This is a genomic window from bacterium, assembly GCA_040755795.1.
Lineage (GTDB): Bacteria > UBA9089 > CG2-30-40-21 > CG2-30-40-21 > SBAY01 > JBFLXS01.
The window spans coordinates 1-21,839 of sequence record JBFLXS010000015.1 but is presented as its reverse complement, the minus strand read 5'-3'; the positions used below and the strand labels follow the sequence as shown (position 1 = coordinate 21,839).

Annotated in this window: 13 protein-coding genes; 11 read left to right on the top strand and 2 right to left on the bottom strand. The window is 36.3% G+C overall.

Annotated features, from left to right (window positions below):
* The first annotated feature begins 218 nt into the window (after positions 1–218).
* The 3 genes from AB1414_02165 (at position 219) to AB1414_02155 (ending at position 6,756) form a co-directional block, all read left to right on the top strand.
* A complete protein-coding gene (locus AB1414_02165) occupies positions 219–560 on the top strand; it encodes a histidine triad nucleotide-binding protein (protein ID MEW6606246.1) in 342 nt (113 codons plus the stop codon).
* Between the two features lie 168 nt (positions 561–728).
* The gene (rpsU, locus tag AB1414_02160; protein ID MEW6606245.1) at positions 729–902 is read left to right on the top strand and encodes a 30S ribosomal protein S21; all 174 of its coding nucleotides are present in this window, start codon (positions 729–731) and stop codon (positions 900–902) included.
* Entirely contained in the window at positions 844–6,756 is a 5,913-nt protein-coding gene (locus AB1414_02155) for a PQQ-binding-like beta-propeller repeat protein (GenBank protein ID MEW6606244.1), read from the top strand. The genes rpsU and AB1414_02155 overlap by 59 nt, the downstream gene beginning before the upstream one ends.
* Positions 6,757–7,207: 451 nt before the next feature.
* Here AB1414_02155 and AB1414_02150 read toward each other — a convergent pair whose 3' ends face one another.
* Together AB1414_02150 and AB1414_02145 are read right to left on the bottom strand one after the other, a co-directional pair.
* On the bottom strand, positions 7,208–7,516 hold the full coding sequence (locus tag AB1414_02150) for a flagellar biosynthesis anti-sigma factor FlgM (GenBank protein MEW6606243.1): 309 nt from the start codon (positions 7,514–7,516) through the stop codon (positions 7,208–7,210).
* 165 nt (positions 7,517–7,681) lie between these two features.
* Positions 7,682–8,872, bottom strand: a complete 1,191-nt coding sequence (locus tag AB1414_02145) for an ATP-binding protein (protein ID MEW6606242.1) — start codon at positions 8,870–8,872, stop codon at positions 7,682–7,684.
* A gap of 466 nt (positions 8,873–9,338) precedes the next feature.
* On the opposite strand from AB1414_02145, the gene AB1414_02140 reads away from it, so the two are divergent.
* The 8 genes from AB1414_02140 to AB1414_02105 all read left to right on the top strand — a co-directional run bounded on the left by AB1414_02140 (position 9,339) and on the right by AB1414_02105 (position 21,403).
* Complete coding sequence (locus AB1414_02140; GenBank protein MEW6606241.1) at positions 9,339–10,499, top strand: GuaB3 family IMP dehydrogenase-related protein; 1,161 nt, start codon at positions 9,339–9,341, stop codon at positions 10,497–10,499.
* Positions 10,500–10,608: 109 nt separating this feature from the next.
* On the top strand, positions 10,609–14,133 hold the full coding sequence (locus tag AB1414_02135; GenBank protein MEW6606240.1) for a right-handed parallel beta-helix repeat-containing protein: 3,525 nt from the start codon (positions 10,609–10,611) through the stop codon (positions 14,131–14,133).
* Positions 14,126–15,151 (top strand): WD40 repeat domain-containing protein, encoded by a 1,026-nt coding sequence (locus AB1414_02130; protein ID MEW6606239.1) that lies wholly within the window; start codon positions 14,126–14,128, stop codon positions 15,149–15,151. Before AB1414_02135 ends, AB1414_02130 begins: the two co-directional genes overlap by 8 nt.
* The gene (locus AB1414_02125) at positions 15,148–17,415 is read left to right on the top strand and encodes a M23 family metallopeptidase (GenBank protein MEW6606238.1); all 2,268 of its coding nucleotides are present in this window, start codon (positions 15,148–15,150) and stop codon (positions 17,413–17,415) included. The genes AB1414_02130 and AB1414_02125 overlap by 4 nt, the downstream gene beginning before the upstream one ends.
* A gap of 308 nt (positions 17,416–17,723) precedes the next feature.
* Complete coding sequence (locus tag AB1414_02120) at positions 17,724–18,662, top strand: SDR family oxidoreductase (protein ID MEW6606237.1); 939 nt, start codon at positions 17,724–17,726, stop codon at positions 18,660–18,662.
* A 9-nt stretch (positions 18,663–18,671) separates the two neighbouring features.
* Entirely contained in the window at positions 18,672–19,928 is a 1,257-nt protein-coding gene (locus AB1414_02115) for an AAA family ATPase (GenBank protein ID MEW6606236.1), read from the top strand.
* Between the two features lie 2 nt (positions 19,929–19,930).
* Complete coding sequence (locus AB1414_02110) at positions 19,931–20,935, top strand: HAD family hydrolase (GenBank protein ID MEW6606235.1); 1,005 nt, start codon at positions 19,931–19,933, stop codon at positions 20,933–20,935.
* Between the two features lie 165 nt (positions 20,936–21,100).
* Positions 21,101–21,403, top strand: coding sequence for a hypothetical protein (locus AB1414_02105; GenBank protein MEW6606234.1), 303 nt, complete (start codon positions 21,101–21,103; stop codon positions 21,401–21,403).
* The last annotated feature ends 436 nt before the right edge of the window (positions 21,404–21,839 follow it).

The window sequence follows — 21,839 nt, the reverse complement described above, 5'->3', positions numbered from 1 at the left end:
AATCCGTTAAATCCGTGTCATCCGTGTTCTATTCTTACGGCTATTTTCAGGGGAAACGCTCATGAGCCTGCGGCTCACAAAGGGGAATGAAAATAATGAAAGAACAACCCCCTAACCCCCTTTATTAAGGGGGAATATCTGTTCTACACCAGAGGATACGAGTCTGTGGATACTATACTAATTCGCTAATCTCTAATTCGCTATTTTCAGGAGAACATATGGCGTGTATATTTTGTAAAATCATCAACGGCGAGATACCAGCAAAGATAATTCATCAGGACGATAAAGTTATTGCTTTTGCTGATATTTCCCCGCAAGCACCAGTTCATATTTTGATTGTGCCCAAAACGCATATCCCAACTATTTTGGACTTACAAGAAATAGATAAAGATTTAGTTGGACATATTTACTTGCTGGCTAAAAAATTAGCTATTGAAAATAATATCGACAAAAGTGGATTTAGATTAGTTACAAATTGTAATAGAGATGCCGGTCAAGAAGTATTTCATATTCATTTTCACCTTTTGGGAGGTAGGAAAATGGGATGGCCACCAGGATAGTAAAGAGTAGTCAGTAAATAGTAGTCTATTGCTCTGTTGAGGGTAATTTGATACCTCATCATCCAAAGTGAAACTCTGGTAATCAGTGATGAGGTTATCGGTGAGTGATAAAATATCTACTGTTCATTGAATATACTTTAATTATATATAGAAGGGAGTTGAAGGAATATGCCCGCAGGGATAAACATCCGACAGGATGAATCTTTAGATAATGCTTTACGAAGATTTAAGCGTTCGTGCCAACAGGCAGGGATAATTACTGAAATGAAGAAACGGGAGTATTATGAAAAACCAAGCGAAAGAAGAAGAAAAATTATTGCTCGCAGAAAAAAAAGAATATAAATTTATAAGAATTTGCCGGGGGATAGTATTATCAGGATTGTTAATATTAATCCAGTTAGGGAATGATGGTGTTTTTGCCGCAGGTGATTCGTGGCCTATGTTTCAACATGACCCACAACGCTCTGCAAGAAGTAGTGCAACCCAAATACACCAACCTATCCTTAAATGGAATTATTATGTCAACAAATATGTCTTTGCTCCCCCGGTAATTGACCAACAAGGAAAAATATATCTGGTAACAGAGGCAGGAGACTTACACATTGTATCTTCTTCAGGTAAAAAAGAAAAGATTATTTCCATTGGTGTTGAAATTGACTCAACACCCGCTATCTCAAAACAAGGTAATATTTATGTCGGTGTAAGTGATGGTCATATCCTGTGTTTTAATTCAAATTATGAAACTCAATGGGTGTACCCGACTCATAGTAAAATTAAAACATCCGCCATCGCAGTTAGTGATGATGAAACCATCTTTATTGGCACGGTAGATGGAAAACTTTATGCCATAAATAAAAACGGAAGCCTCAGATGGAAATATGACACAGAAAGCATGATTCAATCTTCGCCTGCTATTAGTCAGGATGGGATAATCTATATTGGAAGTAATGATGGTAATTTGCACGCAATTGCTCCTGACGGAACTCTTATCTTTAAAAAAGATGTCCAAAAATCTATCTTTTCATCACCCACAATTGATTCCGCAGGAAATGTTTATATTGGCTCTTCGGATAAAACATTATCAATTATAAATAAAGATGGAAGCATGAATTCTATCCCACTTAATTCAACTGTTTATTCTTCACCAGTGGTATCTAAAGATGGCTCGATTTATATTGGGACCGAAGAAGGACTTTATGGAATTACTCCAAAAGGTGTCTGGACCACAAAAATAGGTCGGATTTTTAATTGTGCACCAGTTATTACCTCAAATGGAACGCTTTATATTGCCACTTTTGACGGTAATATCTATGCGATTGAACCAGAAAAAGGTGAAATACTCTGGAGTTATAAAATAGGTTTTGGTCCTACATCTTTAGCTATAGACCAGGAAGGAACAATATATGTTGGTAGCCGTGATAGAAATTTATATGCAATTACCTCGCAAATTACTCCTATTGCTCAAAAGCTAAAAATTCCTACCCCTAAAGCGAAAGAAGAAGTAGTAGTAGTAAAAGAGGTAAAAATTATTCCTCCTGTTTCACCAACTAATCTCATTGTAACATCAGTATCTCAAAGCGAAATAAGGATTACCTGGCAAGATAACGCCGATAACGAAATTGGATATAGAGTTTATCGTCAATTAGAAGACGAGCCAAAATGGACATTAATAAAAGAATTACCTGCTAACTCGACCTCATTTTTAGACTCAGACCTTCAAGCAGAGACCACTTATTTCTATCGAGTTGTGCCTTATAATAAAATGGGCTTTTCCCAATATTCAGTTGAATCCTCTACAACGACTAAACCTTTATTACCAACACCAACTCCGCAACCTATAACTGAAGTGGAAGTAACTCCAGCCCCAGTTCAACCTGTGCCACCATTACAACCTCCAGTTGAGATAAAGATAGCGACAGTTTCAATTCAACCTCAACCATTACCTCCACAAATTCCTCCTGTTGTTCCTGCGCCTGAGGTTGTTGTTCCTACTTCACCTGCTATTCCGAAACCCGTGGTTATTTCCATTCCACCTATTATTCCGAAACCCACTGTTACTCCTGTTCCACCTGCCGCTCCAACAAATCTGCAACTTGAGCCTGTTTCAAAATCAGCAATAAAACTCTCCTGGAGTGATAACTCAAATGATGAAGCGGGATTTAAAATAGAGCGGGCATTACTATCAAAAGAATATGTTCAAATAAAAATCCTTCCTCCAAATACCACTTCCTACACAGATGAAAGGTTGACAAAAGATACATTTTATTCCTATCGGATAAGGGCATACAATAAAGTTGGTAACTCGGAGTATTCAAACTCCGCGGGGATAAGAACATTGGATATTGTTCCTTCACCACCAACTAAACTAACCGGGGCATCAAATATAAGCACGGCGATAAGCCTTTCATGGCAAGACAACTCGAATAATGAGGCTGGATTTAAGATTGAAAGAAGGGTGGAAACTGAGCCAGGTTATACAACAATCGCCATTTTGGAACAAGATACAACCTCATATCAAGATTCTGACCTGATACCTAATCTTACTTATTACTATCGAGTTCGTGCCTATAATCGCTCCGGTCATTCTGAATACTCAAATTTATTATCTGTAAAGACATTACCGGTCAGGTCATTTGTCCCAACAAACCTTAAAATTAGTTCTATATCTTCAAATCAAATAAATTTATCCTGGCAGGATAATTCAGATAATGAAACAGGATTTGAATTAGAGCGAAAAGTAGAAGAAGGAAACTATGGGAAAATAACCAGCATTCCAGCAAATACAACGACTTATGAGGATAAAAAATTAGAGCCAAATACCACTTATTATTATCGAATAATGTCATATAATCAAGCCGGCAAATCAAGTTATTCAAATGAACAGAAGGCAACAACAAAGGATATTCCTCCCTATTCACCATCAGGATTACTGGCAAAACCTATTTCCACGACTCAAATAAACCTTTGCTGGGAGGATAATTCAAAAAATGAACAAGGATTTAAACTGGAGCGATGCACAAAAGAACAGTTCTGGACACAAATTGCGATATTACCAGCGGATGTGATTGCTTACCAGGATAAGGATTTACAACAGAATACCAGTTACTTTTATCGTCTCCGGGCTTATAATTTAATGGGGGATTCTGACTATTCCAATGAAGTAGAATGTTTGACATTAGACATTCTGCCAATCTCACCGACGAATCTTCACCTTCTAACTATATCACCTGATAAAGTAAAATTGATGTGGCAGGATAATTCAGATAATGAATCAGGCTTCAAAATAGAAAGAAGACAAAAAGATGGGATGTATGCACAAATAGATACAGTTTCAAAAAATACAACTGAATATCAGGATAAAGGGCTTCTACCTGATATTGATTATTCATATCGGCTACGAGCATATAACCAGACAGGCAATTCTGAATACTCGAATGAGGCTGTGGTGAAAATAATCCAAACGATTCCTTCCTCACCACTGCATTTTGAGGCAAAGGTTATCTCTGAAAGTAAGATACAACTCACCTGGGAGGATAATTCAGATAATGAATCTGGATTTAAAATAGAGCGTAAAGCCTCTGATAAAAAAGAATTTGTCCAGATAGCGATTGTCCCTGCAAATATGACTTCTTATACTGATTCAAACCTTAAGCCAGATACAATTTATTACTATTATCTTCGTGCCTTTAATCAAGCAGGGGATTCTGATTACTCAAATATAGCCAGAGCCCAAACACATCCAACACCATCTCAACCTCCATCTAAAATTCAATCACGCCGGATAAGTCCCTATATCGGTGTGGAATCTCCTGGTATTTCCTGGACTTATGCCATTAAAAGCAAACTTTACCGTTCTAATCCAATAATCGACATTCATGGAAGAATTTATGTTGGGGCAGAAGATTCATATCTTTATTGTTTTTCACCTCAAGGAAAATTAATATGGAAATATCTGGTTAATGGCAAGATAAATACCTCGCCAGCCATTGGGGAAGATGGAGTTATCTATATTGTCTCTTCAGATAACAATCTATATGCTCTTACACCAAATGGAAGTTTAAAATGGAAATATCCGGTTAAATTTCCAGTTGAATCTTCACCTGTAATCGCTCCTAATCTGGCGATTTTTACCTTTACTTCCAATGGGAAAATATATTCTATCCATCCAGATGGAAGAATCAGATGGACAAGTGAAGTTAGTGAGGTAACTATTACCCAAACACCTATAATTGATGATAATGGTAATATCTACATCGGTGCTGAGGGAATAAATGGCGGGTTATTTTGTCTTGATTCAAAAGGCAATATTAAATGGCAATACAATAAAGCTGGCAGTGCATTTACCTCACCTGCTCTTGACTCAAATGGAAATATCTATATTGGGTTGATTAATGGTCTTTATTCTTTTACACCGCAAGGCATAGTTCGATGGAAGATTGAAAAGATAGCAATGAAATTTTCACCAGTGATAGGTGTTGATAATGTCCTTTATTGTTATGATTCAGAAAAAGGTAGTTTTATTGCTCTGGAAGAATCTGGACAAATTCTATGGGAATATCCTCTTGCCGCAATGGATATTTCGCCGATTATTGATTCTGCGGGAAATATTTACACTGTTTCAAAGGATAATTTATCCTGTTTTTTATCTAACGGAAGATTAAAATGGAATTATACCCTTGATTCTAAAATTAGCACTTCTCCAGTTATTGGTCAGGATGGCACTATCTATGTTGGAGCGGATAGAGAATTTTATGCCATCGGGGCGGGTGATAAAAAACCATCCATTGCCCCGGGTAGTTTAACCACAAAGGTGCTTTCTTCGTCTCAAATAGACCTGGGCTGGATTGATAACTCAAAAGATGAATCAGGCTTTATTGTTGAAAAGGCAACGACAGATGGAATTTATACCCAATTAGCCACCTTACCACCTAACACAATAAATTATCAAGACACCAATCTTCTGCCGCTAACAACCTATTATTATCGGATAAAGGCATTTAACCAATATGGTGATTCAGATTATTGTTCTTATGTTTATGCCACAACCTATGAATTACCGCCTTCTTTACCAACCGCGGTTTCTATTTTACCTTTAAAAACAGGTAGTAAATTACAATTAGCCTGGCAAAATCCACCGGAAAAAACATTCTCACATCTTCAAATCTACCGCTCGATTGTCAAAGATAACATAGGAAACCTTATTGCCGATGAAATAAAAAAAAACACCTATCTTGATACAGACCTGGTGAATAATTTACCATACTATTACAGATTTGTTGTCTGTGATATTTATGGTAATAAATCTATGCCTTCGACTCCATATATAGGGATAGCGAAAGATACTGTTTTACCGGAGATAATAGATTATACTCCAGTGGGGGAAAATATTTCTCCAGAGACAGTTATTACACTTACCTTTAATGAAAAAATGGATAATAAATCCATAATAGGGGCATTTTCCATTAACCCGCCTACCACTGGCACTTTTACCTGGGAGGCAAATAAACTTATTTTTAAGCCATTGTCTGATTTATACGGCAATACAAAATATACCATCAGTGTTTCAAAACAAGCCTGCGATATGTCAGGGAATAATCTGCAAAAACCAGTCAAATGGCAATTTATGACATTTAACCCGGTACCAATAATCTGGTCTTATTCCCCGGTGGATTTATCTCCTACGATATTTGAAGGAGAGGCAATGACCTTTGAGGTATATGCCTCAGATTCTAATGATAATGTATTAAGATACAGCTGGAAATTAGATGGTGTGGAAAAATCGAAGACTAATTCCTGGACATATACACCATCTGCGACTGAGGCCGGGGTTAAAAGACTTATTTTAAGTATAACCGACGGAACATCAATGACACTCCAGAATTGGACAATAACGGTGCTCGATAGAAATATACCACCAAAATTATCTCTACCCAAACAAGAGATAATTATAAATACCAATGAATTATTGCAGTTTAATATTTCGGCTGAGGATGAAGATGGTGATTTGTTAGGATATACTACCTCACCTTTACCTGAAGGAGCATATTTTTCTGAAATGACTAAAATCTTCAGCTGGCGTCCCACCAATGCCCAGAATGGAATCTACCGGATAATCTTCAAAGTAAATGATGGTAAAGGTGGCGAAGACGAAAAAGAAATCAAAATCTATGTTAATCGCCCACCAATAATAGAATAAATAATGCAATTATTCAGCCACTGATAGACACGGATTAGCACGGAGTAATCGGTCAGTTATTGGTGGGAGAAAGTAACTATTCACCATTCACAATTCACCATTCACAATTCACAATTTCTTCCCTAAATTTCCTTAATAATGGTGAATGGTGAATTGTCAATTGTGAATTGTGAATTATCACTCTTCACGGTGTCAAGCAAACCTGGCCCAAGAGTTCGATGCACCGCTATAGCGCATCCAATGACTCTATTCGATAATTCATCAAATTTCACTTCGTGCTCTCCGTACCCTTCGTGCTGAATAGTTACGGGAGAAAGGCATAAAGATTAAATTTCTCGCCAGGGCGCAAAGAACGCACAGCAATAAATTATAATCTTTGCGAACTTTGCGTCTTTGCGAGAGAAAATTTCTATTCCAAAATGAATTAGTGAAAAAGGCCTATTTTAGGTCATTAACTTAAGCCGATGCCTATCATCCGTGCCATTCGCTCGGCAACCCCCTCTATTATCTCTTCTTTTGTGAGAGAATGACTATTCAGTCGTTCGATGACCTTTGAGATTTTTTCCTGACGAATATCAGGGCTGGCAACCATTATCTTTTTTGCTAATTCTTTTGCTTCAACCCTTTCCTGTTGAATCCCTCTTGCCTGAGAAGAGATAGATACTTTATCTGCCAGTGCAGAATCATTCTCTATCCCTTTGGATTTGACCCCATTTACCTCAGTTACTTTTGGTGTTAATGTAATTGGATTTACTACCATAATTTTATCTCCCCTCCTTTTTTAATCGACATTTATTTAAAAAAACTTTAGTAAAATTAAAAAAAATTAACTTTTCTTACCATTTCAAATATATCATAGAATTATATAGATGTCAATTCTAAACATAGCCTGGATTATCCAATTAGCGTTACGCCAGTTGGATAATTAACGCTTTGCTTGCTCTAATATCCAGCGTTTGAAAAAGATATCACAAATTATGTATTGGCCATTTTCCTTTTCTATTAGTTCTTTTTCCATTAGTCCCTTGAGTGCCTTTTGAACACTTGAAGGTGCTCCCAGATTATATCTTCTTAAGAAATCAGTTGAGAATACTTCTGCCTTTTCTTGTTGACTTAAACCTGCCAGAACCTGTTTTTGTTTTAGAGTCAAGGTATCCCAAATAGTGGCAAAAAGGGTTGATTCTTTCTTAAGCAATCCCAAAAGAGCCAGAGCAACACTCTTTTCTTCTACTTTTACCTGGTCGCTATATTCATCCCATAAAATATGGCAGAGATATTGAGTATAATAAGGATGGCATTCAGAGATTTCTACGATTTTTTCTATGGTTTTGTCTTCTATCTGAATCTGGCTTCTTTTGAAGTGGTATTTAATAAACGAAATAAGATTACCTTTTTCTATTTTTCCCAATGGGAAGTGCTTGCCACTTTTATAAAAAGGCCTGTTGAGATTGTAAAACATATCAAACATTAGATGGTGTTTACTTCCCATAAAGATGTAACTTACATTTCGATGAGATTGAAATACAGAGCGCATCTTTTTCTCTATTTCATCATCCCCATAATTAGCAATCTCTTGAAATTCATCAAAAACCACCACACCATTCATTCCTCTTCTATCCGCTTCTTTCTTAACCGCGGTGAGTAAATCATCTAATATTGGGCTAATATTGGTAGTTTTATCATATTCAAATTCAACCTCTGGCAAATTATCAGGTCGAATTACTATCTTAGGAAGCAAACGTGGTAATAGTTCTTTTATCCTTTCCATAACTACTTCAATTTTACCCTTAATACTCTGACTTAAAGCTCGAGCATAAACTTCTATAAACTTTTCTTTTGTGATAGCCGGATACAAATCAATATAGGCAATGAGAAAAGGTCTATTCTGAAGATTTCTAATCACTTCCTTAATAAGAGAAGTTTTTCCATATCGTCTGGGAGAGAAAATAATTATATTTTCTCCATTTTCGATATCTTTTACCAGTTCAGCGATTTCATCTTTTCGGTTACAAAAGGCGTTTCCAGAAACCTCTTCTCCATAAATAAAAGGATTCTTCATCTGTTTTACTGCTACGGATACGAATTTGCTTTCTGAGCGTTTTGTGTATTTATTCATTTTTGCATCTTCTGATGACATTTTAGCAGAAATTTTATCCTATGTCAACAAAAACTTTCGACCTGTACTGACCTATTACAACTATACTTCATTTCCTCATAAATTGTAAGCGTTCAGCCGTCAGGTATCAGTTTTTAATAACCCGCTTTAGGGGTGGTTTCAGCATAACTAACATAATGGTTACTACGAACTTTTCTGGTTCTGGCTGAAGGCTGATACCTGACACCTGAACGCTTACCATTTTCTTTCCCTTTCCTACTTCCCTACTCTCCTACTTTCCTACAGGGTGAATAGTTACACAGAAGATAGACTTCTATCTTCTGACCTCTATTCTCTGTCTATAGTTATAAACTAAAGAAATCACCAGGAACTTTTAAGAAATTACAATAATTGTTAAAATTTTTCTTGACGAATAACAATAAATCTTGTATACTTAAAATAATAAATTCAAAGGAGGGTGTTTAGAATGGGTTTGTGGATAGGAAGAGGCCGTAAGGCGCGAAGATGCTATGGATTTGATGAAATCGCTATAGCACCTGGCGTTGTAACTATTGACCCGGATGATGTTGATATTCATTTTAGATTAGGGAATTTAAAATTTGAGATTCCGATTATTGCCGCGGCAATGGATGGAGTCGTAGATGTAGAATTTGCTATTGAAATGAGTAAATTAGGTGGTTTGGCAGTTTTAAACTTAGAAGGCATTCAAACTCGATATGAGAATCCGAAAAGTGTTATTGATAAAATTGTCTCTGCCCCTCCAGAAGAAGCAACTAATATCCTTCAACAGATATATGAAGAACCTATTAAAGAAGAGTTGATTGAAAAGAGGATAAAAGAAATTAAATCGGCAAACGCTATTGCCGCCGTGTCCTCAATTCCACAACGAGCAGAAAGATTCGCTCAAATTGCTCAAGATGCAGGAGCAGATATATTTGTTGTTCAATCAACTGTAACCACAGCAAAATATATCTCAAAAGATAAACCTTTTTTAAACTTTAAAGAATTAAAAAAGAAATTATCCATTCCATTAATCGTGGGTAATTGTGTTACTTACGAAGCCAGTCTTGAGATTCTGAGTACTGGCATTGATGGTTTATTAGTTGGAGTAGGTCCTGGAACCGCCTGCACAACTCGTGGAGTATTAGGCATAGGAGTTCCCCAGGTTAGTGCCACGGTTGATTGTGCCGCGGCAAGAGATTTCTATTATAAACAAACAGGAAGATATGTTCCGATTATCACTGATGGGGGGATGTCGGTAGGTGGGGATGTATGTAAGGCATTTGCGGCTGGTGCAGATGCGGTAATGATTGGCTCATCATTTGCTAAGGCTAAAGAATCACCTGGAAAAGGCTACCATTGGGGAATGGCAATGCCTCACCGTAATCTACCACGAGGCACTCGAATTTATGTCGGGACTGCCTCGAAATTAGAAGAAATACTCTACGGACCTGCTCATTTAGATGATGGTTCACAAAATCTCGTCGGCGCTCTTAGAACCGCAATGGGTATGTGTGGAGCAAAAAATATAAGAGAAATGCAGTTGGTCGAATTGATTATCGCCCCGGCAATCAAAACCGAAGGTAAGATATTCCAAAAAGCCCAAAGAATAGGAATGGGAAAATAACAGAGGACAGACTATAGACAACAGATTTTTGACTTTTGGAGTTTGAATTTCTTATATAATATTTAGCGATTTCTATATCTCTATGGTAAAAAATGAAAGGTATTTTCAAATGAAAAAGATTATTAAATGTTTAATAGTATGGATTGTTTTGGGTATAAATATAACGGTTTATGCGGCTGATTTGTATGTGCCATGGTCATATACAACTATTCAGACTGCCGTAAATGCCGCAACAACTGGGGATACCATTTATGTTGGAACTGGAACTTACAATGAGGCAGTCTATATCAACAAAAGTATTGCCCTGGTTGGAGCGGGTGCAAATGTTTGTACAATTACCACAACCGGGCTGAGATATGTAAATGCACTAACCTTTGACGGCGCAGGTGGAACAATAACCGGCTTCACCATCAGAAAAGCAAGTCAGGCTGGAATATATTGCATAAATAATGCAAATCCAACTATTACCAATAATACAATCTCAGAAAATGTGGAGGATGGTATCTTGTGCTACAATAATTCCTCTCCAACCATTACCAACAATATAATCTTAAAGAATGGAAATTATGGTATCCACTGCAAGAATAATTCTTTTCCAACCATTACCAACAACATAATCTCAGGAAATCGTTATGAGGGCATCTATTGCGATTATTCCTCCCCATTCATCACAAACAACATCATCATAAGAAATGGATATCATGGCATCTACTGTAATAATTCTTCCCCATCTATTATGAACAATATTATTACAGAAAATGGAACAAGGACAGGGTCCTATGGTATCTATGTCCGCTCTGGTAATCCTTCTGTTGATTACAACTGTGTCTGGGGAAATGGTTCTACTAATACCAATAATTACTACAATTGTTTTGTTGGATTATACAATATATCCCTTGACCCTCAATTTATAGGAAATGGTGATTATCACCTTAGTTCTAATTCTCTCTGTATTGATGTAGGTTCAAACACAGCCCCACGGATTCCAGAAAAAGATAAGGATGGAAACCTAAGGATAGTTAATGACCGTGTGGACATAGGTGTTTATGAGTATCAAGGCACTCCTACAGGTCTATATTCTATCTCTGGAACAGTTACTGATACAAATGGCAATCCCATCTCCAATGCATTGGTAAAGGTAATCTCTGAGATTTTAATAAAGGGTCCAGCAAAGAGTCCAGGTAGAGGAGAGGCAATTACAGACAATAATGGTAGTTTTACAATTAGCAATCTTCCTTTTGGAACATACACCATTCGGGTATCATCTGTAGGTTATTACCAATCTTACAGGAACCTTCTTATAAATGGCCAAATCTCTAATATGGAATTTAAAATGGTTTCTACTCAATCACTTACCATTTATGTGAATAAGGATAATACTTCAGGGACAGAGAATGGTTCATTAGAATTTCCTTACACGAGTATTAATAGAGGTGTCGATAGTTGCTTTGAAGGAGGAACAATTCTTGTTCCTTCTGGAATTTATAATGAGGCAGTTTATATCAACAAAGGTATTAGTTTAATTGGAGAAGGGGCAAATGTTTGCACAATTACCACAACTGGGCTGGGATATGTAAATGCACTAACCTTTGACGGCGCAGGTGGAACAATAACCGGCTTCACCATCAGAAAAGCAAGTCAGGCTGGAATATATTGCATAAATAATGCAAATCCTGTAATCACCGACAACACAATCTCAGAAAATAGCTGGATGGGTATCAGGTGCAATAATTCCTCTCCAACCATCACCAACAACACAATCTCAGAAAATAGCTTGGGGGGTGTTGAGTGCAACAATTCCTCTCCAACCATCACTAATAATACAATCTCAAAGAATGGGCAGGATGGTGCCATCATGTGCTACAATAATTCTTCTCCAACTATCACCAATAATACAATCTCAGAGAATTGGGATGATGGTATTTTCTGTATCGGTTCTTCTCCAACCATCACCAATAATACAATCTCAGAGAATTGGGGTTATGGTATCAAGTGCTCCCTTAATTCTTCTCCAACCATCATCAATAATACAATCTCAAAGAATTGGTATCGTGGGGGCATCATGTGCGACAATTCTTCTCCAACCATCACCAATAATACAATCTCAGAAAATTGGGATTGTGGTATCAGCTGCTACCATTCTTCTCCAACCATCACCAATAACACAATCTCAGAAAATAAATGGGAGGGTATCAAGTGCAATAATTCCTCTCCAACTATCACTAACAACATCATCGTCCGAACTGGAACAACAAGTTTAAACTCTTATGGTATTTATGTAATATCTGGCAGTCCAATCATTGATTATAACGATGTCTGGAATAATGGTATAATGGGCAACCAAAATTATTTTAATTGCTCTCCTGGCTCTAATAATATCTCTTCTGACCCTGAATTTATATCGTCTTTGGACTTTCATCTTGGCTCTTTTTCTCTCTGCATAGATGCTGGTACAAACACGGCTCCAGGAATTCAAGAAAAAGACAAGGATGGCAATCCAAGGATAGTAAATGGAATAGTTGACATTGGTGCTTATGAGTATCAAGGAACATTTACCGGGATTATCTCCTTTACCGGCTCATCTACATATTCAAACGAGACAACCTTAACAGAAACAATAGAGGAAGGAAATCTAAAACTAACCAATGAGGATTCAAGTATAGTTTTCAATGAATTTAAGAGGATAAATATAAAGACAGGTGGATTCTCAGATAAGGGGTTTTTCAAAGGAACCCTTACGATAGATAATAACAATTGCTTGTTTAAGGGTATGTCTTATCAAAAAGGGACAGTCACATTCCTTAATGGTGTGATAGAGGGATATGCATCAGGAATAATGGAATTAGTCTTTGAGGACTCAAGTTATACTGGCACCTTTACTTTAACCCAGATGGGAGATGAAGTCGCTATAAGCACAATACCAATAAAGGGAAGTATAGAATCTTCTGAACCTGATGCATCAAATAAAACCGTAACATTAGAGCAGAAAATGATAGAAGGGAAAATTACTCTTACCTTAACTATAGTCAGGATAGAAAACGAAGGTTTTTGTGTTATTTCATATAATTCTGAAGAAGGCACTGGTGAGGGTTATGCCTATGTCAAAGAAAAGACACTTGATGGTTTCCTTAAGAATCCAATCTATGGATACATCTTAGCAGACCTTGATAAACCTCCAGAGGTAAAGATAATAAGGATTGATTTCTTTATGCCACCTATGGTTGATTTAAATATCAAAATCTGGGGACCAAGTAGTGTAAGTCCAGGTGGGACTATAACCTACATAGTTACAATAAGAAATGATGGGTTAAAACAAGGAGAAAATATCGCAGTAATTGCTTCTCCACCAACATTTACTGATTATGTTTCAGCATCAGGCACGCATACTTATTTTACCATTGCCCATTGGGAGGATATTGAGCATTGGCAAACAAGCAAGGTTACTCATGTTCCAAGAATAAGATGGGACTTTGAAACTATTCCTCCAAAATCAGCCATAACCCTAAATTTTCAGGTAAAAGTAAAATGGGGATTGCCACCTCATTTAAAGGAAAGCCCAGAGGTATATATCTGGCCAAGGGAAGAAGCAGATGAGTTTTATCCAACTTATGACCCGGAGGGAGACCATGATTAAAAAATTTGAATTCAGTTTAATAATGTTAATTTTATGTTATAGCACCCATTTATTCGGCCAACAGGAAAAGCTCTTTATGGAAACATCTGGAGAAAGCCATGGTGAATATATTAGTTCGGTTGTCTATTCACCTGACGGACAATATATTGTATCAGGAGGTTATGACAATACAGTAAAAATCTGGTCTGCAAAAAATGGTAAATTGATAAGAACGCTTACAGGACATACAGGTGAGTGTGAGACGACATCGGTTGCATACTCACCTGATGGTAAATACATTGCATCAGCAAGCGGTGATGGCACAGTAAAAATCTGGTCTGCAAAAGATGGTAAATTGATAAGAACACTCAAACATTCCGATAGCGTATTTTGTGTTAAATACTCACCCGATGGAAGATATATTGCTTCAGCAAGTTATGATAAAACAATAAGGATTTGGTCTGCAATAGATAAAGGTTTAATAAAATCCATTAAACTTGAAGGCGATTTTAAAGGACCCAAAGATTTTGCATATTCACCGGATGGAAAATATATAGTTTCATCATTTGCTCCTCATGGAACAATAAGAATATGGGCTACAGCAACAGGATGTTTAGTAAAAACAATTAAAGCATATAGTGGGGCGGCTACTGCAGTGATATATTCCCCAAACGGAAGATATATTGCTACTGGAGGAGACTTCAATTCTACAAATAATGACCATAGAGTAAAAATATGGTCTTTAAATGGAAAGTTGATAAGAGCAACCAAAGAATGTCATAAAGATAGAATAGACTCGCTTGTTTACTCACCTGAAGGTAAATATATTGTTTCAGCAAGTTATAGGGATGGAATAAAAATTTGGTTTACTGAAGATGGTAGTTTAATAGCAGCGATTGAAAATTATCCAGAGGAAGAGGAAGTACTTTCAATAGCATTTTCTCCTGATGGAAAATATCTTGCTTCAGGATGTTATTCGTCTCAAATAAAAATATGGGATTTTTATAAAGTATTTAAGGAAGCAAAAAGCAAAAAATGAAAAAGTTTTTTCTTGAAATCGGTTTAATTTTATTGTTTATATCTTTTATCCCTCAAAGGGTATTGGGAATAATTCCTTGTCATATGGATTGGCCAACTAATGGGCGAAATGTAACCAGTCAACTTGGATCAAAATATGGAGGTCCAAATACCATAAGAACTACGCATCAAGGGATTGATATTGATTTAGCAATTGGTGACCCTGTTAATGCTACTGCTGATGGAACAGTGGAGAAGATATATGATAGTTGGGATAATGATGAGAACAAAACAACAGGTGAAAAGGCAGGAGGAGGATATGGTGATTATATAGTAATAAACCATGGTGATGGAATTGTGACAAAGTATTGCCATTTAAAAGATAAATCATGGGGAACACTTAAAGTAGGTGATACGGTTAAAAAAGGGGAAAAAATAGCAGAAGGTGGGAATACGGGACATGTGAAATCGACAACTGGGGATGGTTCACATTTACATTTTGAAGTTAAGAAAGATGGGAATTTTCAAGACCCTGAATCATGGTTAACTAAAACCAAAAAAGAGGAGAAGAAGAAAAAGGGTAAAAAAGGAAATAAAGGGAAACATACCGAAATCATTACCGCCCGTGACCCAAATGCAAAGTATGGAAAACAAGGTATGGTATCTGCTGGGGAGACATTGGAATACACCATAGAGTTTGAGAATGAGGGAGAAGGAATTGCTTACGGGGTTTATATTACAGATGTATTAGACGAAGACCTTAATGATTCTTCCCTTTGGGTAGGTGACTTTAAGAGATTGGATAAAGATAAAAATGAAACTCCAGCCAATTTTGAATATAGATATAATCAGGAGACAAGAATGATTACTGTATTTGTTGATAATGGAGGAGAGGTTTTGTCAAAGAATGGAGGGAAGTTTAACATAAGGGTCCCGGTAAGGGCTGATGCAACAGAAGGGACGGTTATTGAAAACTATGCTACCGTCTATTTCCCATCTGTTCCTGAGATAACACCGACAAATGCTATTGTCTCAGTTATTCCTTATAACACAAGGATTGATTATGTGGGAGATACAAAGGTTTATCAAGGACAAATACCAGAGATTAAAGTAAAACTTACCACAATGGAGGGAAATATCATTCCATACCAACAGATTTTATTCAAAATAAACAATGAGGTCTATACATCCACCACACAGGTAGATGGGATAGCTAGGGCATATCCAGAGGTTGCATCACCTGGCACATACACCATAAACATTGAATTTGGGGGAGATGGATTCTATAATATACCTTCATCTGGTGAAGGTATGTTGCAAATTCTACCACCACCACCCATTTCTTATTTTGAGATTACCGTCCCTAAGACAGCAACCACCAATTCCCTATTTGAATTAAATGTTACAGCCAGGGATGAGCAGGGGAATATTGCCACAACAACCACACAGGCGACCATAACCAATACCACCAATTCCATATCACCTGCTACCATAACCTTAACCAACGGAAGATGGGAAGGCCTTGCCGCTATAGCAGCATCGCCAAATGGAGGGGTAGATACAATTACAATCACATCCGGGATAATAACAGGGATAGCCACCATTACGGTTTATATAACACCAGGTCAAACTCAAACCATCACCAGCAAGATGGGAACAATTACCTTGCTTGAAACCGGAAGATTGACTGAGGCTTTCTTTGTAGGTATTAAGGATGCAAAGGATTATCCAACATTTACCACCACCTATAAGCCATCTGGAGGGATAGGTCTTTGCATTGATGTTAATCTAACCGGAGTATCTGAAAATGAGGTAAAAGGGAGTGTTACCCTTTTTGTTGCAGTTCCATACCTTGAGGCGAATCTGGGTAAGATAAAGGAATCTACTTTGAAACTTTACACATTTAACGAACAAACAAAGATTTGGGAACAAGTCTCTGGTTCCTGGGTCGATACTCCAAACAATATTGTCTTTGGCACACTTACCCATCTTAGCCTCATTGCTCCTCTTGGTGTGATATCCTTTGCAGAAAATAATAATAATGCCTTTGCCTATCCTAATCCATGGAGGAAAAATAAAGATGAAAGATATATTTACTTTGCCAATATAAGTGAAGGCTCTGTGATTAGAATTTATAACATTGTAGGCGAGTTGATAGATGAAATAAATGTAACCGAATGTCCTCAAAGATGGGATATTTCAAGCAAAAAGATTGCTTCAGGTATCTATATCTATTGTATCACAGGAAAAGGGAAGAAAATAGGAAAGATTGGGGTGATAAAATGATTTTTTTATCTTTACTCATTTTATCTATAATTTTGTTATTTTTTAACAATCTTTTTTATTAAACCTGAAAGGTTTGAATTTTACATAACCGCAGGCGAAACCTGTGGAAACGAAACATCTACGACATCTCAACTCTGAAAGGGTTGAATTCCAAACGATGGATAAAATTCGCCCCTTTTAGGGTCGAAGAGAGCGTGTGTATTTTCCTTTCCGTAGATTACATCTACGGTTATTTAAAATTTAACATTTTCAGTGTTTTATCTGTATCTGAATAGTTACTATAACTTTTGATATAAAAGAGGTGATTTATGACAAATTACTTAATTACTGGTGGAGCTGGATTTATTGGCTCAAATATTGTTGCCAGACTAATTAAAGAAGACGAAAGTAAGGTTAAAATCTTAGATAATTTTTCTACTGGTAAGATTGAAAACATTAACCAGTTTTTAGAGAAAATAGAAGTAATTGAAGGAGATATAACCAACTTAAAAACAGTCAAAAAGGCGTTAGAAGGGGTAAATTACTGCTTTCATCAAGCCGCATTACCATCAGTCGAGCGTTCTGTTAAAGACCCGTTTACCTCAAATGAAGTAAATATTACAGGCACTTTAAATGTTTTAATTGCGGCAAGAGATGCAGGCGTTCAACGAGTAATTTACGCCTCATCCTCATCTGTTTATGGAGATACACCTGTTTTACCTAAACGGGAAGATATGAAGCCTTCCCCACTTTCTCCTTATGCCGTAACAAAACTTACCGCAGAAGAATACTGCCAGTTATTTTATTCCATCTATGGATTAGAAACTATCTCCTTAAGATACTTTAATGTCTTTGGCCCTAATCAAGACCCAACATCTCCTTATGCCGCGGTTATATCAAAGTTTGTGACAGCAATGCTGACCGGAAAAGAGGTTTTAATTTATGGCGATGGAGGGCAATCAAGAGATTTTACCTATATCGATAATGTCGTTTCTGCTAATATCTTAGCCACTAAGACTACTGAAGGACTTGGCGAAATATTTAATATTGCCTGCGGACAAAGGGTGACGGTTAATGAATTAGCCAGGCATATCGCCAGAATACTCAATGTCGAGATTAAACCACAACATGTTGACCCAAGACCCGGAGATGTTAGACATTCTCTGGCTGATATATCAAAGGCACAGGCCTTTCTCGGATATGAACCTAAAATTGGCTTTGAAGAAGGCTTACGGTTGACAATAGAATGGTATAAAAATAGGGTTTAGGAATAACTTATGGCGATAACAAAGATTAAAATAACAAACTTTAAGAGTTTTAAAGAGTTAGAACTAGAACTTGGTAATTTCAATGTGTTGATTGGGGCTAATGCCTCTGGAAAATCCAATTTTGTTCTTGTTTTTGAATTCCTAAGGGATATAGTCCATTCGGGATTAGTTAACGCTGTATCCGAAATAGGAGGGGTTAAGTATCTCAGGAATATTACTATTAGCGACTCTGAAAAACTGACAGTAGAAATTACTTTTAGTCCTACTGACGAATGGATAAGTACTGTTCATGAAAAGGAAGAACCATGGATAGGAAAAGAAATATATGAATTGAGTTATAAATTTGCTCTAATCTTTAAAAAAAAGAGACCAAAATTTGAAATAGATGAAGATAGACTAATCCAGAAATGTAACTTTTATAAGCTATGGGAATTAGGCAAGAAAAAGGAGAAAATTGGACAAGGAGACTTTATCATTTCTAATGTCGGGGGAGAAATCAAGGTTGAATTAGAAAATCCATCAAATGAAAAAGTAGAAAGAGAAAAAGAAAAAATTCGTTCATCTTTCTTTCCTTCATTTCTCAAAGCAAAATTACCAAACACCCTTCTTCTATCTGATTTATTCTATCTAATTAAGGATGACCTTTTTAGAGATATAGCCATATATGATTTTGACCCCAAATTACCTAAAAAAGCTACCCCCATTACTGGAAAAGCTGAATTAGAAGAAGATGGAAGTAATTTGTCTATTATTGTTAAAAATATCACCGAAAATAAGGATAAAAAAAGAAAACTTTTTAATCTGGTGAAATATCTTTTACCATTTGTAAATAACCTTGATGTTGAAGAAGTTGTGGATAAATTTTTGCTTTTTATACAAGAAATATATTTTAAAGAAGACCAACCCTTGCCAGCATTTTTGATTTCTGATGGGACAATAAATATAATTGCTCTAATTATTGCTTTATATTTTGAGCAGAAACCGATAATTATTATTGAGGAACCTGAGCGGAATATACATCCTTATCTCATCTCCAGAGTAGTGGAGATGATGAAGGAGGCTTCACAAAATAAACAAATTATCGTTACCACTCATAACCCTGAAATAGTAAAATATGCGGGTTTGGATAATATCTTACTTGTTTCACGGGATAAAGATGGTTTTTCTACTATCTCAAGACCCCGTGATAAAGAAATGGTAAACTCATTTCTACAAAATGAAATAGGAATTGAAGACCTCTATGTTCAAAATTTACTGGGAGTATAAATATGGCGTATAAAATGCTATACATCTGGGTTGAAGGCGATGATGAGGTAATATTCTTTAATAGAATAATAAAGCCAAGATTTGAGGAAAAGTATGACTATGTAGAATTAATACCATATGCACAGATGAAAGATGAAGAGAAAAAAGGATACCTCAAAAGTATCAAAGGGAAAAATGCTGATTATATTTATGTAGCCGATATTAACAACGCACCTTGTGCAACAGATAAAAAACAAAAGATAAAAAAAGAAATCAATCAAGAAAGAATAATAGTGGTTATAAAGGAAATAGAGAGTTGGTATCTGGCTGGATTGAATGATGCTACCGCTAAAAACTTAAAAATTCATCTTGAAAAAACTACTGATAACATTACTAAAGAACAATTTAATAACTTAATCCCTAAAAAGTTTGATTCTCGAATAGATTTTATGTTGGAAATTTTGAAGAGATTTTCCATAAACATAGCCAGAAAAAAGAATAAGTCATTTAACTATTTTATCGAAAAATACATAGGTAATAAAGTGGTTTTTTTAGACCGCGATGGGGTGATAAATAAAAAGATAATTGGCGATTATGTAAAATGCTGGAAGGAATTTGAATTTCTGCCCGGTGTTAAAGAAGCCATAAAATTGCTCAATCAAGCCCAATTTAAAGTAATTGTTGTGACCAACCAGGCGTGTATTGGTAAAGGAATAATTACAGAAGAACAACTCCATCAAATTCACCACCAGATGCTCAATGAACTAAAAGATTATGGCTCTTCTATAGACGCAATTTATTACTGCCCACATCTTAGTGAGGATAATTGTAATTGTAGAAAACCCAAACATGGAATGTTAGAGTTGGCAGATAGAGACTTTCAGATAGATTTTAAAAACTCATGGTTGATTGGGGATGAAGATAAAGATATAGAAGCAGGCAAAATGGCAGGTTGTAAAACTTGCTATGTAATTCGTGAGAAAGGATTACTTCAAATCGTAAAAGAGATTATAGGAGAGAGAAGTTAAGTAACATTTTAGCCATCTGAAGTGAAATTCAGGTAATCAGTTATCGGTAGTCAGGGTATCGGTAAAGGGAAAAGATCAATTGGTTGTTACCGATTACCTGATTACCGATTACCTTGCACTTCATTTGGGTAAATAGTTACGAAGTTAAAAGGAGGACAGAGGGAAATGAACTTATGGGAATCATTAGCCCTCGTAGGCACAGCGGCAACAATATTAGGGATATTTTTGACTGTCTATGGGGTAGTGAATAATAAAACACTAAAGCATGAAACCAAATTAACACGAGAAACAATAGAAGAAGAGGGTAAGTTGACACGAGAAATGATTAAAGAAACTACTGAATATTTAAGCAGGTTGAGTAAAGAAACTACTGAATATTTAAGCAGGTTGAGTAAAGAAACTACTGAATATTTAGGTAGGCTAATTGTGGCTGACGGAGATAGAACCCGTCTGACTATAAGCAAGTAGAAAAGTTATCATACAGCAAATAATATAGAGAGAAGAAAGGTTATCTTGCTTTGAACCTAAAATTGTAACCGTTCAGGTGGTAATTTACCGCAGAGACGCAGAGGAACAGAGAAGATATGGAAATAAATCAGATAACAGAAAAGATTATTGGTGCAGCCATTGAAATACATAGGATCTGCTTGCCGAATGTTCAGCCGGCAAGCCAGATTTGTTAATCCATCCCTGATTTTCATCAGGGCAAGTTTAATGTCGTTGTACTCAAGAGCTTGCACTGATGAAAATCAGGGATGTTAAGCGTATCGTCCATAAATTTTAATTTTTTTCTCTGCGTCTCTGTGTCTGTTATGTAAAGTGTCAAGCTTTTTTTTATTTTTTTACTTAAGAAAAGACTCTACGACTTATCTCTATAACTCTACACCTTATTTTTGTTTTAGGC